9 protein-coding genes and 1 tRNA gene are annotated in these 13440 nt (G+C 73.4%); 7 read left to right on the top strand and 3 right to left on the bottom strand.

What is annotated here, in order from left to right; all coding sequences use genetic code 11:
- The first annotated feature begins 92 nt into the window (after window positions 1-92).
- The 4 genes from ATM99_RS10355 to ATM99_RS10370 all read left to right on the top strand — a co-directional run bounded on the left by ATM99_RS10355 (window position 93) and on the right by ATM99_RS10370 (window position 7298).
- On the top strand, window positions 93-3041 hold the full coding sequence (locus ATM99_RS10355) for a glycoside hydrolase family 3 protein (protein WP_062102844.1): 2949 nt from the start codon (window positions 93-95) through the stop codon (window positions 3039-3041).
- Window positions 3042-3181: 140 nt separating this feature from the next.
- Window positions 3182-5626 (top strand): glycoside hydrolase family 3 C-terminal domain-containing protein, encoded by a 2445-nt coding sequence (locus ATM99_RS10360; RefSeq protein ID WP_223304978.1) that lies wholly within the window; start codon window positions 3182-3184, stop codon window positions 5624-5626.
- 17 nt (window positions 5627-5643) lie between these two features.
- On the top strand, window positions 5644-6282 hold the full coding sequence (locus ATM99_RS10365; protein WP_046527768.1) for a hypothetical protein: 639 nt from the start codon (window positions 5644-5646) through the stop codon (window positions 6280-6282).
- Window positions 6279-7298, top strand: coding sequence for a glycosyltransferase family 2 protein (locus tag ATM99_RS10370; RefSeq protein ID WP_062102845.1), 1020 nt, complete (start codon window positions 6279-6281; stop codon window positions 7296-7298). The genes ATM99_RS10365 and ATM99_RS10370 overlap by 4 nt, the downstream gene beginning before the upstream one ends.
- A gap of 46 nt (window positions 7299-7344) precedes the next feature.
- Here ATM99_RS10370 and ATM99_RS10375 read toward each other — a convergent pair whose 3' ends face one another.
- The 3 genes from ATM99_RS10375 to ATM99_RS10385 all read right to left on the bottom strand — a co-directional run bounded on the left by ATM99_RS10375 (window position 7345) and on the right by ATM99_RS10385 (window position 8879).
- Window positions 7345-7908, bottom strand: coding sequence for a hypothetical protein (locus ATM99_RS10375; protein ID WP_062102846.1), 564 nt, complete (start codon window positions 7906-7908; stop codon window positions 7345-7347).
- A 178-nt stretch (window positions 7909-8086) separates the two neighbouring features.
- Window positions 8087-8162: transfer RNA gene (locus tag ATM99_RS10380), tRNA-Arg, on the bottom strand.
- Between the two features lie 63 nt (window positions 8163-8225).
- On the bottom strand, window positions 8226-8879 hold the full coding sequence (locus tag ATM99_RS10385) for a FadR/GntR family transcriptional regulator (protein WP_062102847.1): 654 nt from the start codon (window positions 8877-8879) through the stop codon (window positions 8226-8228).
- Between the two features lie 190 nt (window positions 8880-9069).
- Here ATM99_RS10385 and argS point away from each other — a divergent pair, with 190 nt between their 5' ends.
- The 3 genes from argS to ATM99_RS10400 all read left to right on the top strand — a co-directional run.
- Complete coding sequence (gene argS / locus ATM99_RS10390; RefSeq protein ID WP_062102848.1) at window positions 9070-10752, top strand: arginine--tRNA ligase; 1683 nt, start codon at window positions 9070-9072, stop codon at window positions 10750-10752.
- The gene (lysA, locus tag ATM99_RS10395; RefSeq protein ID WP_062102849.1) at window positions 10749-12155 is read left to right on the top strand and encodes a diaminopimelate decarboxylase; all 1407 of its coding nucleotides are present in this window, start codon (window positions 10749-10751) and stop codon (window positions 12153-12155) included. The genes argS and lysA overlap by 4 nt, the downstream gene beginning before the upstream one ends.
- Before the next feature lie 201 nt (window positions 12156-12356).
- On the top strand, window positions 12357-13440 hold a 1084-nt coding region (locus ATM99_RS10400), incomplete at its 3' end, for a hemin ABC transporter substrate-binding protein (protein WP_082659561.1).

Here is a 13440-nt window from a genome sequence, read left to right on the forward strand (position 1 = left end):
TGCCCCGGAACCGACCGATCGTGCGGCCGCGGCGGGTGCTCACGACACCGCTCCTAGCCTGATTCGTGAGCCCGCACTCGAGGAGGAATGCAGTGAACGCCAGGTCGAAGAACGACCGCGCCAAGGCGCCGATGTCCAACAAGAAGTTCCTGTGGATCTGGGTCCCCGTGCTCGCCACGGTGACCGTGCTGACGGTGGTCGCGAACATCGGCCTGAGCGTCGCGGGCGGCTGGGTCGCCTCGCAGCTGGGCTCCGGCACGTACACCTTCACCAACTCGGACGAGTCGAAGGACTGGGACACCGAGTACTACAGCCCCGAGCTCGCCACGATCGACGAGGTCGACACCGCCGCGAAGGACCTCGTCGAGGAGATCGCCGCCTCCGGCATCGTCCTCGCGAAGAACGAGGCCGCGGCCCTGCCGCTGGCCCCCGGCGGCCGTGTGACCCTCCTCGGGCGCGCCGCGGCCGACCCGGTGTTCGGCGGCTCGGGCTCCGGCTCGGTCGACACCAAGTCGGCCGTCACGCCGCGCGTCGGCCTCGAGAACGCGGGCTTCACGGTCAACGAGACCGTGCTCACCGCGATCGAGGAATACGCGGCGGAGAACAAGCGCGGGCACATCGAGATGGACCGCCCCGACATCTCCACCTACGACATCGGCGAGCTGCCGGTCGCGGACTACCAGGCCGTCGCGTCGTCGTTCGCCGACTACGCGGACGCCGCGGTGGTCGTCATCGGCCGCCCCGGCGGCGAGGGCGGCGACCTCACGCAGGACATGTCCGGCTGGGACGCCGACGCGGTCCCCGGGCAGCACCAGCTCGAGCTCAACAAGGCCGAGCGTGACCTCGTCGAGCTGGCCAAGGCGAGCTTCGAGACCGTCGTCGTCGTCGTGAACGCCTCGACGACGATCGAGATGGGCGACCTGCAGGCCGACCCGGGCGTCGACGCGATCCTGCTCGCGGGCTCGCCGGGCGCCACCGGCTTCGACGCGCTGGGCGGCATCCTGTCCGGCGACGTGAACCCCTCGGGTCGCACGGCCGACGTGTGGGCCGCCGACTTCACGGCCGACCCGACGTTCGTCAACTTCGGGGCGTTCCTCTACGACGGCATCGAGGTCTCGTACCCGCAGTCCACGGTCGAGCGTGCGACGTCGAACGCGACCGTCACCGACGAGGCGCCTTTCGTGAACTACGCCGAGGGCATCTACGTCGGCTACCGCTTCTACGAGACCGCCGCGGCCGAGGGCTTCCTCGACTACGACTCCGCCGTCGTCTACCCGTTCGGGTACGGCCTGAGCTACACCGACTTCGCGTGGCGCGTGGTCGACCAGCAGCTCGGTGACGTGGACGGGACCGTCGCGCTCACGGTCGAGGTCACCAACACGGGCACGGTCCCGGGCCGCGACGTCGTCGAGCTCTACTACACCGCGCCCTACACGACGGGCGGCATCGAGAAGCCCGAGGTCGTGCTGGGCGGCTTCGCCAAGACCGGCGTCGTCGCGCCGGGCGCGAGCGAGACCGTGACGATCGAGCTCGACGTCGAGGACATGGCGTCGTACGACCACCTGGGCGAGCGTGCGTACGTGCTCGAGGCCGGCGACTACGTGCTGAGCCTGCGCACCGACTCGCACACGGTCGCCGAGGGCGTCGCCCCCGTCACCTACACGGTCGACTCCGACGTCGTGTACTCGGGCGAGAACCACCGCGCGTCCGACCGCACCGAGGTCACGAACCTGTTCGACGACGTGTCGGACCGCTTCAGCACGACGCCGCAGGACGGCAAGATCCTGTCGATGTCGCGCGCCGACTTCGCGGGCACGTTCCCGAAGGCCCCGACGGCCGACCTGCTGGCGGCCGACGACGCGATCCGCGAGGGCTTCACCGCGTGGGACGCGCAGGCGGAGGCCGACGCGTTCGACGGCCCCAAGCCGACGACCGGCAAGAGCACCGACCTGACGCTCGCCGACCTGCGCGGCCTGCCCAAGGACGACCCGAAGTGGGACGAGCTGCTCGACTCGCTGTCGGTCGGCGACATGACGGACATGCTGCTCAACGGCGCCTACCAGACGGCCGCGATCGCCTCGATCGCCAAGCCGCAGACGCTCGAGCCGGACGGCCCCGCGGGCTTCTCGTCCTTCATCAACCAGTCGATCAACGGCGTGGCCTACCCGTCGCAGTTCCTCATCGCGCAGACGTGGGACACGCAGATCGGTGAGCGCATGGGCCGCATGCTCGGCGAGGAGGCGCTGCACAAGGGCATCAACGGCTGGTACGCGCCCGCCGTGAACCTGCACCGCTCGCCGTTCGGCGGCCGCAACTTCGAGTACTACTCGGAGGACCCGCTGCTCTCGGGCGCGATGCTCACGTCCGTCGCCAACGGCGTGGCCGAGAAGGGCGTCTACACGCTCATCAAGCACTTCGCGATGAACGAGCAGGAGACCAACCGCGTCAACAACGGCATCGCGACGTGGGCGACCGAGCAGACCATCCGTGAGCTGTACCTCAAGCCGTTCGAGATGGCCGTCAAGGACATCACGATGGACGTGCGGTACGTCGCGGACGACCAGGGCACCATCGAGGAGACCACGGTCGGCTCGACGGGCGTCATGAGCTCGTTCAACCGCATCGGCGCGACGTGGGCCGGCGGCTCGCCCGCCCTCATGGACGGCGTGCTGCGCGGGGAGTGGGGCTTCGAGGGCTTCGCCATCTCGGACTTCAACCTCTACCCGTACATGAACCCGAACGAGGGCATCGCCGCGGGCACCGACCTGCAGCTCACGTTCCAGCCGTCGAAGTCCTTCAACGACACGTCGTCCGCGAAGGCCCTGACGGACATCCGCGACGCGACCCACAACATCCTGTTCACGGTCGCGAACTCGAACGCGATGAACGGGCTCGCACCCGGCGCGACGGTCACCTACACGCCGCCCACCTGGGTGTACGTGCAGATCGGCGTGTCGGTCCTGCTCGGCCTGCTCGTCGTGGCCGGCGGCGTGCTGGTCACACGCCGCGTGCTGCGGCACCGCAGCACCACGGCGGCCTGATCGCCGGGCCGGGCCCCGCCCTCGTGGCGGGGCCCGGCGCCCGGGCCCCCGTCGGGTCGGCGGCGCCCACCACCGTCGACCCGACGGCGAGGCCGCGCGCCCGCACCGCCCCGCCACCCCTGAACCACCGAGGAGACACCGTGCGAACCGAGGACGCCGCCACCGCGTCGCCGCGCGCGACCGTGACGACCGACGACCTGACGCTGCTGGAGAAGGCGGCGCTGCTGACGGGTGCGTCGGTGTGGCAGACGCACGCGCTGCCGCGGCACGGCGTGCGTGCGCTGTGGCTGGCGGACGGCCCGCACGGCGTGCGCAAGCAGGTCGGCTCGGCCGACCACCTGGGCCTCAACGCGTCCGAGCCCGCGACGTGCTTCCCGACGGCCGCGACGGTCGCCAACACGTGGGACGTCGACCTCGCGGAGCGGATCGGCGAGGCGCTGGGGACCGAGGCCGCGGCGCAGGGCGTCGACGTGCTGCTCGGCCCCGGCCTCAACGTCAAGCGCTCGCCGCTGGGCGGCCGGTCGTTCGAGTACTTCTCGGAGGACCCGCTGTTGTCCGGCCGGCTGGCCGCGGGCTACGTGCGCGGCATCCAGGCGCAGGGCGTCGCGGCGTGCCCCAAGCACTACGCGGCGAACTCGCAGGAGCTGCGGCGCATGGTGTCCGACTCCGTGGTCGACGAGCGCACGCTGCGCGAGATCTACCTGACGGCGTTCGGGATCGTCGTCACCGAAGCACGCCCGCGCTCGATCATGTCGGCGTACAACCTGGTCAACGGGGTCTACGCCAACGAGCACCCGTTCCTGCTGACGACGGTCCTGCGCGACGAGTGGGGCTTCGACGGCGCGGTCGTCACCGACTGGGGCGGCTCGAACGACATCGTGGCCGGCACGGCCGCGGGCTCGTCGCTCGAGATGCCGGCCGCCGGGCTGGACTCGGCGCGCCAGGTCGTCGCCGCGGTGCGCGACGGGCGCCTGCTGGGCTCCGACGTCGACGCGCGCGCGGCCGAGATCCTGCGGCTCGTCGCCGAGGCGCGCGACCCCGGGACCGCTCCCATCGTGGACGCCGACGCGCACCACGCGCTGGCCCGGGACGTCGCGGCGCGCAGCGCCGTGCTGCTGAAGAACGACGACGCGATCCTGCCGCTCGCGGCGGGCACGCGCGTCGCGGTGGTCGGCGACTTCGCGCGGACCCCCCGCTACCAGGGCTCGGGCTCGTCGGTCGTCAACCCGACGCGGCTCGAGTCGGTGCTCGACGTCATCGGCGCCTCGGGCCTGGAGATGACGGCCTTCGCGCCCGGGTTCACGCGCAACGGCTCGCCCGACCCGGCGCTGCGTGCGCAGGCCGTCGAGGCCGCGCGCGACGCCGACGTGGTCCTGCTGTTCCTGGGCCTCGACGAGATCGCCGAGTCCGAGGGCCTCGACCGCTCGACGCTCGCGCTGCACCAGGCGCAGGTCGAGGTGCTCGACGCCGTCGCGGCCGTCAACCCGCGCACCGTCGTCGTGCTGTCGGGCGGCGGGGTCGTCGAGACGCCCTGGCTCGGGCAGGCGCGCGCGCTCGTGCACGGCTACCTCGCCGGGCAGGCCGGGGCGAGCGGGCTGCTCGACGTGCTCACGGGCGCGGTCAACCCGTCGGGCCACCTCGCCGAGACCATGCCGCTCGCGCTCGCCGACACCCCGACCGCGGGGAGCTTCCCCGCGACGGGCCGCACGGCCGAGTACCGCGAGGGCCTGTACGTCGGCTACCGCTACTACACGTCGGCCGGCGTGCCCGTCGCGTTCCCGTTCGGGTACGGCCTGTCGTACACGACGTTCGAGCACCGCGACCTCGTCGCGACGCCCGAGAAGGCGACCGTCACGGTGACGAACACCGGCGACCGGGCCGGCGCCGACGTCGTGCAGGTGTACGTCGCGCGCACGTCGTCCGGCGTGCACCGCCCCGTGCGGACCCTCGCCGGGTTCGCGCGCGTCGAGCTCGCGCCGGGCGAGTCCGCGACGCTCGAGGTGCCGCTCGGCGACGCCGCGTTCCGGCACTGGGACACGGCCACGGGTGCGTGGCAGGTCGAGCAGGGCACGTGGGACGTGCTCGCGGGCCACCACGTCGACGACCTGCCGCTGCGCGCCGCGGTCGAGCTCACGGGCACCGTCCCGCCGCGCACGCAGGACGTCACGACGCCGTACCGCACGGGCCAGGTCAAGGACGTCACGGACGCCGACTTCGCGGCGCTGCTGGGGCGGCAGGTCCCCGCGGGCGACTGGTCGGGGCCGCTCGGCGTCAACGACCCGCTGTCGCGACTGGCCGACGCGCGCTCGCCGCTCGCGCGGGGCGCGTACCGCCTGCTCGCGTCGCGGCGCGACGCCGCGGCCCGCAAGGGCACGCCGGACCTCAACGTGCTGTTCCTGCTCAACATGCCGTTCCGCGCCATCGGGAAGATGACGAACGGCATGGTCAGCGCCGAGATGGTCGACGGGATCCTCCGCATCGTCAACGGCCACTTCTTCTCCGGCGCGGGCTTCACGCTGCGCGCCTACGTCCGCAACGTGCGCGCCAACCGCCGCACCGCCCGCGCGCTGCGCGGCGACTCCTGACCCCGGAGGCACCCCCCATGCTCACGCGCCTGAAGTCCGCCTGGCACTCCTTCGAGGAGCGGCGCCCGGGAGTCGCGCAGTTCGTCGTGTTCCTCGTGCTCAGCAACGGCATCACCGCGCTGCAGCTCGCGCTCATGCCGCTCATCAAGTGGCTGTTCGGCATGACGGCGCTCGTCGACACCGCGTTCCAGGTGTGGCCGGTCGGGTCGAACCCCGACGGGTCGCAGTACTTCGTGTTCGACTACGCGGCCGGTGCGCTGCCCCTGGGCGGCGGCGGCCTGGCGTACTTCCTCGCGGTGCAGATCACGCTGCTCGTGGCGCAGGTCATCAACTTCTTCGCGCAGCGCAGCATCACGTTCAAGTCGAACTCGTCGATCGCCAAGGCCGCGTTCTGGTACGCCGTGGCCTACGTGGTCATCACGATCCTCGCCGCGGCGGCGCAGGGCTGGTACAAGGCGCCCATCTACGATCTGTTCATCGACACCTGGGGTCTGGGTGGCACCGGCGAGACGCTCGCCGACTTCGTCACCATGATCATCAACGCGGCGATCTCGTTCTGGGTGTTCTTCCCGATCTTCAAGGTCATCTTCAAGCAGGTTCCCGCCGAGGCGGGCGCGCAGGGGGCTGCGTCCGACTCGGAGGTACGTACGTCGTGAACCCGTTGCTGTCCGTCGTCATCCCGGCGTACCAGGCGCAGGACTGCCTGGCGCGGGCGCTGGACTCGGTGGTGGGCTTCGGCGACGAGGTCGAGGTGATCGTGGTCGACGACGGGTCGACCGACGGCACGGCCGACCTCGCGCGCCGCTACGTCGAGCGGTTCGCGGGGCAGGTGCACCTGCTGAGCAAGCCGAACGGCGGGCACGGCTCGGCGATCAACGCCGGGCTCGAGCGGGCGACGGGCACGTATCTCAAGGTCGTCGACGCCGACGACTGGCTGGACCGCGACGCGCTCGCGCAGGTGCTCGACACCCTGCGCGCGCAGGTGGCCGACGGCGGCGGGGTGGACCTGCTGGTCTCGAACTTCGTCTACGAGAAGGTCGGCAAGCGCCGCAAGACCGCGGTCCGCTACCGCGGCGCGCTGCGGCGCGGACGCGTCTCGACGTGGGCGCAGACCCGGCACTTCGGCAAGCGGCAGTACCTCATGATGCACGCGCTGACGTACCGCACCGACGTGCTGCGCCGCTCGGGCCTGCGGCTGCCGGAGCGCACGTTCTACGTCGACAACCTGTACGCGCTGGTGCCGCTGTCGCACGTGCACACGCTGTACTACCTGGACGTCGACCTGTACCGGTACTTCATCGGCCGGCCCGACCAGTCGGTGCAGGAGTCGGTCATGCTGCGCCGCCTGGACCAGCAGCTGCGCGTCAACTGGCTCATGCTCGACCACGTCACCGGCACGGTCGCGCACGACCGCCGGCTGCGGCGCTACCAGCTGCACTACGTCGAGATCATCTGCGCCGTCACGTCGATCCTGCTGCTGCGGGCCGGCACCGCGCAGGCCCTGGCGGAGAAGGAGGCCCTGTGGTCGCAGATGCGCGCGCAGGACCCCGAGCTGTACCGCAAGGTCCGCTGGTCGGGCCTGGGGCAGATGTGCAACCTGCCCGGTGCGACGGGGCGGCGCGTGTCGGTGCTGGCGTACCGGGTCGCGCAGCGGGCGATCGGGTTCAGCTGACGGGTCGGGTCCGACTGGCGGGTCGGCCTCGGCTGACGGGTCGGCGTCAGCTCGCCCGTCGCCGCGCGTGGCGGTCGAGCTCGCGCGCGAGCTGCGGTCGCACGACGCGTCCGCGGGCCCACGCCGTCCACCCGCGCGCCGGGACCTGCACCCACCGGTAGTTGACGACCTCGACGACCGTGAACGCGGCCGTGCCCGCGGCGACCGCCGCGGCGCGCACGCCGACGTCCGGTCCTGCACCCGTCACCGCACCGAGCGCGAGCGCCGCGAGCACGGCGAGGGCGACGACGCCGCACGCGAGCAGCGCGGCCTCGGTGACCCGCAGCCACCGCAGCGGCACGTGCCCGCGCGCCCGGCGCCACCAGAACACCGCGGCCACCAGCAGCGCGACGCCCAGCGCCCCCGCCGCGGGCAGCAGCACCACCAGGTCGCCCGGCTGCGGGCGCGCGAACCACACGAGCAGCGGCGGCAGCAGCAGCCCGCTCACGGCCTCGCCCGACGCGAGCTGCCCGAGCTCGCGTCGCACCGCGGCGGGGGAGCGGCGGACGCCGCGCCGCCCGTGCGTCGCGGGGGCGCCGGTCGTCGGCGGGGCGGCAGCGGGGTCGAGCATCCGACCACCCTGCCATCGCTCGGCGCGGGCGGTGCGCCGGGGCCCGGCCGCCGCCGTGCGTGGCGCCTGCGCGCTCGACGCGGTGCCCGGCGCTGATCGCGCGTCGGCGGCCGGCGCGGTGCGGTGCCCGGAACGCCGCGAGCCGCCCTGCCGGTGTCGGCGGGACGGCTCGTGGTGGTGGTGCGCCCGAAAGGATTCGAACCTTCGACCTTCTGCTCCGGAGGCAGACGCTCTATCCGCTGAGCTACGGGCGCGTAGCGAGCACCGAGACTACCAGCCTGCGGGCGGGTGCTCCGACCCGCGGACGGGTGCGCCCGTCAGGCGTCCTCGAGCAGGCCCGACAGGTACGCGCTGGTCTCGGTCGCGGCGCGCTCCGGGTTGCCCGCGACGATCGCCTCGACCAGCGAGTCGTGCGCGTCGTCGGCGTGCGAGTCGGTGACGAAGTTGAAGCGGATGTTGTCGCCGATGGCCTCGAGCAGGTTGTCGTAGAGCGACTGCAGCACCGGGTTGCCGGAGGTCCGCACGATGGACCGGTGCAGCTCGAGGTCGGTCGCGACCATCGCGTCGAGGTCGCCGCCCTCGTACGCGTGGGCGCGCGCGTCGCGCTTGGCGAGTAGGTCGGACGCGTCGGTCGCGGTGCGGCGGCGGGCCGCGAGGCGCGCGGCCTCCATCTCGAGCGCGCGGCGCACCGACACGACGTCGCGCTGGCGGGCGTCGGCGATCTGCCGGCCCATCGTCACGGCCATCTCGGAGCGCGACAGCACGTACGTGCCCGAGCCCTGGCGGCGCTCCACGAGCCCGGCGTGCACGAGCGACTGCACGGCCTCGCGCACGGTGTTGCGGCCCACGCCCAGCAACTCGACGAGCGCCGGCTCGGGCGGGATGCGCGAGCCCACGGCCCACTCGCCCGAGCTGATGCGCGACCGCAGCGCCTCGACGGCGGTGTCGATCAGTCCCGTGCGTCGTGCCATGGGCGGTGTCTCCTCGTGTCCAGGGGGGTGCCGCCGGCTGCGACGACCGCGGCGCCCCTGCCCGAGTCAACACGTCCGACGACCGGGGGACCAGTCCCGCGGCCCCGGGGCGTCGGCGGCGTGTCGCGGACGGGGGTCGACGGGCGGAATGCCGGGCTGTGCGCCCCGGCGGTTCCCCTACCCTGGGAGGGTGACTCCCGACCAGCTCGCCGACGCACTGCGCGGCGCTCTCGTGCACGCCGTCGACGACGGCACGTTCGCCCTCGACCCGGCCGCGATCCCGGCCCGTGTGCACATCGAGCGGCCCCGGCAGCGCGAGCACGGCGACTGGTCGACGAACGTCGCGCTGCAGCTCGCCAAGAAGGCGGGCAGCAGCCCCCGCGCGTTCGCCGAGGAGCTCGCGCGCCGCCTGGGCGACGTCGCGGGCATCGCGGCCGTCGAGATCGCGGGCCCCGGCTTCCTCAACATCCGCCTCGACGCGGCCGCCGCAGGCGAGCTCGCGCGCGGCGTCGTCGAGCAGGGCGAGGCGTACGGGCGCAACGACACGTTCGCGGGCGTGCGCGTCAACCTCGAGTTCGTGTCCGCGAACCCGACGGGCCCGATCCACATCGGCGGCGTGCGCTGGGCGGCGGTCGGCGACGCGCTCGCGCGCGTGCTGCAGGCGTCGGGCGCCGACGTGGCCCGCGAGTACTACTTCAACGACCACGGCGTGCAGATCGACAAGTTCGCGCGCTCGCTCGTGGCCCGCGCGCGGGGCGAGGCCGCCCCCGAGGACGGCTACGGCGGCGACTACATCACCGAGATCTCCGACCAGGTCGTGGCCGACGCGCTCGCGGCCGGCGAGCCCGACCCGCGCACGCTCCCGGACGACGAGGCGCGCGAGGCGTTCCGCGCGCGCGGCGTCGAGCTGATGTTCGCCGAGATCAAGCAGTCGCTGCACGACTTCGGCGTGGACTTCGACGTGTACTTCCACGAGGACTCGCTGCACGAGTCGGGTGCGGTCGAGCGCGCGATCGCGCGCCTGCGGGACGCGGGGCACGTGTTCGAGGCCGACGGTGCGACGTGGCTGCGCACGACCGACTTCGGTGACGACAAGGACCGCGTCATCGTGAAGTCGGACGGCGAGGCCGCGTACATCGCGGGCGACATCGCGTACTACCTCGACAAGCGCGAGCGCGGCTTCGACCGCGTGTTCATCATGCTGGGCTCCGACCACCACGGGTACGTGGGCCGCATGATGGCCGTGTGCGCGGCGTTCGGCGACACGCCGCACGTCAACCTCGAGCTGCTCATCGGCCAGATGGTCAACCTCGTCAAGGACGGCGCACCCGTGCGCATGTCCAAGCGCGCGGGCACGGTCCTGACGATCGACGACCTCGTCGACGCGGTCGGCGTGGACGCCGCGCGCTACGCGCTGTCGCGCTCGTCGTCGGACCAGCCGATCGACCTCGACCTCGACCTGCTGGCCAAGGCCACCAACGAGAACCCCGTGTTCTACGTGCAGTACGCGCACGCGCGCACCGCCGCGGTGGCGCGCAACGCCGCCGAGGCGGGCGTGCGCCGCGAGGACGGGTTCGACGCGTCGCTGCTCGACCACGACTCCGAGGGCGTGCTGCTGGGCCTGCTCGCGGACTTCCCGCGGGTCGTCGCGCAGGCGGCCGACCTGCGCGAGCCGCACCGCGTCGCGCGGTACGCCGAGGACGTCGCCGGGGCCTACCACAAGTGGTACGACCAGAAGCGCCGCGTCGTGCCGTGGGGCGACGAGGAGCTCACCGACGCGCACCGCACGCGCCTGTGGCTCAACGACGCGACGCGCCAGGTGCTCGCGAACGCGCTCGCGCTGCTCGGGGTGAGCGCACCGGAGCGCATGTGACGCGCGACGGGGCGACCGCCGACGGGAGCACGCCGCTCGGGCTGCCGTGGTCGACGGGCGTCGTGCGCGGCGCCGACGGGGCCGTGCGGGTCGCGGGCGTCGACGTGCGCGACCTCGCGGCGACGCACGGCACGCCCGCGTACGTGTTGGACGAGGCGGACCTGCGGTCCCGCGCCCGGGCGTACCGGTCGGCGTTCGAGACCGCGTGCGCGCAGGTCGGCACGGGCGTCGACGTCTACTACGCGGGCAAGGCGCTGCTGACGCGCGCGGTCGCTCGCTGGGTGCACGCCGAGGGGCTGCGGGTCGACACCGCGAGCGGCGGCGAGCTGGCGGTCGCGCTCGCGGCCGGCGTCCCGGGCACCGACCTGGGCCTGCACGGCAACAACAAGTCCGACGACGAGCTGCGCACCGCGCTCGACGCGGGCGTGGGGCGGATCATCGTCGACTCGCTCGTCGAGGTGGACCGGCTCGCGGACCTCGTGCGCGCGCACCGCGGCGACGGCGGTGCGCCCGCCCCCGTGATGGTGCGCGTGACCACGGGTGTGCACGCGGGCGGGCACGAGTTCATCTCGACCGCTCACGAGGACCAGAAGTTCGGGCTGTCGCTCGCGGCCGTGCCCGGCGGCGGCGACAGCCCCGCGCTGACGGCGCTGCTGCGGGTCGTCGCGCGTCCCGAGCTGCGGCTGCTCGGCATCCACTCGCACATCGGCTCGCAGATCCTCGACCCGTCGGGGTTCGCGGTCGCGGCGCAGCGCGTGCTCGCGCTGCGTGCCGAGCTGCACGCCCGCACGGGGGTGCTGGTCGACGAGGTCGACCTGGGCGGCGGGTACGGCATCGCCTACCTGCCCGGCGAGGTGCCGCTCGACCCCGACCGGATCGCCAAGGAGGTCGCGCAGGCGGTGGCCGACGCGTGCCGCGACCTGGGGCAGCCGCTGCCGCGCCTGTCGATCGAGCCCGGCCGCGCGATCGTCGGGCCCGCCGGGCTCACGCTGTACACCGTGGGCACGGTCAAGCCCGTGCGTCTCGAGGACGGGCGCGTGCGCACGTACGTGTCGGTCGACGGCGGCATGAGCGACAACATCCGGCCCGCGCTGTACGGCGCGCACTACCACGCCGAGGTCGTGTCGCGGACGTCGGACGTGCCGCCCGTGCTGGCCCGCGTGGTCGGCAAGCACTGCGAGAGCGGCGACATCGTGGTCCACGAGGTGCAGCTGCCCGGCGACGTGCGCGCGGGTGACCTGCTCGCGGTCGCCGCGACGGGCGCCTACGGGCGCTCGATGTCCTCGAACTACAACCTGCTGACGCGCCCGCCCGTGGTCGCGGTCACCGCGGGGGAGTCACGCGTGCTCGTGCGCCGCGAGACGGTGGACGACCTGCTCACGCTCGACGTCGCGGCGGACTGAGCCGACCGCACCGCACCCCACCCGACGACGCCCGGGCGCCCCGTGAGGGTGCCCGGGCGTCGTCGTCCCCGCGCGCCGTGCGGTGCGGGACGTGCGTCCCACCACCCCTCGGGACAGGTTTGATAGGTGAGGCTCACCTACGTTAGGTTCCCCTCACCGACGCGCTCGCGTCGTTCCCTCTCCTCGAAGGCGGTGACCGGCGTGCGCACGCGTGCGACCCGAGCGATCCTCGCGGCGGCGACGGCGCTGCTCGTCGCGGCGAGCAGCGCGTGCTCGGCGGGCTCGTCGGCCGCGCCCGGCGTCGCGGACGGCGGCCGACTCCTCGCCGACGTCGCACCGGTCGACGACCCGCGCGCGCTCGAGGGGCCGACGACCGCGCTCGTCGCCGACGCGGCCGTCCGTCCCGTCGTCGACACGCCCGCCCCGGCCCTGCCCGTGACGGTCACCGACGCGCAGGGCACCGAGGTCACCGTCACGGACGTCAGCCGGGTCCTCGCGCTCGACGTCTACGGCACGCTCTCGCGCACCGTCTTCGAGCTCGGCCTCGGCGACCGCGTCGTCGGACGTGACGTGTCCTCGGGCTTCGCCGAGATCGCCGACCGGCCGCTCGTCACGGCGGGCGGTCACGACCTGTCGGCCGAGGCGATCCTCGACCTCGCGCCCACCGTGCTCGTGACCGACACGACGCTCGGGCCCTGGGACGTCGTGCTGCAGGTGCGCGACGCGGGCATCCCCGTCGTCGTGGTCGACGCGCACCGAGACGTCGCCGGCGTGGGCGACCTCGTGCGCCAGGTGGCCGGCGCGCTCGGCGTCGCGGACGCGGGCGAGCGCCTCGCGCAGCGGGCGCAGGACGAGATCGACGCGAAGGTCCGGCAGATCGCCGCGGTCGCGCCCTCCGACCCGGCGGACCGGCTGCGGATCATGTTCCTCTACGCGCGCGGCCAGGCGGGCGTCTACTACCTGTTCGGCGAGGGCTCCGGCGCCGACTCGCTGATCGAGGCCGTCGGCGGCGTCGACGTCGCGGGCGAGATCGGCTGGGAGGGCATGCGCCCCCTCAACGACGAGGGCCTCGTGGCCGCCGCACCCGACGTGATCCTCATGATGACCGACGGGCTGGAGTCCGTCGGCGGCGTCGACGGCCTGCTCGAGCGGCTCCCCGCGGTCGCGTCGACGCCCGCGGGCGAGCGGCGGCGGGTCGTCGACATGGCCGACGCGCAGGTGCTGTCCTTCGGCCCGGCGACCGCCGACGTGCTCGACGCGCTCGCGGTCGCGCTGTACGCACCGG

The organism is Cellulomonas sp. B6 (genome assembly GCF_001462455.1).
Taxonomy (GTDB): Bacteria; Actinomycetota; Actinomycetes; order Actinomycetales; family Cellulomonadaceae; genus Cellulomonas.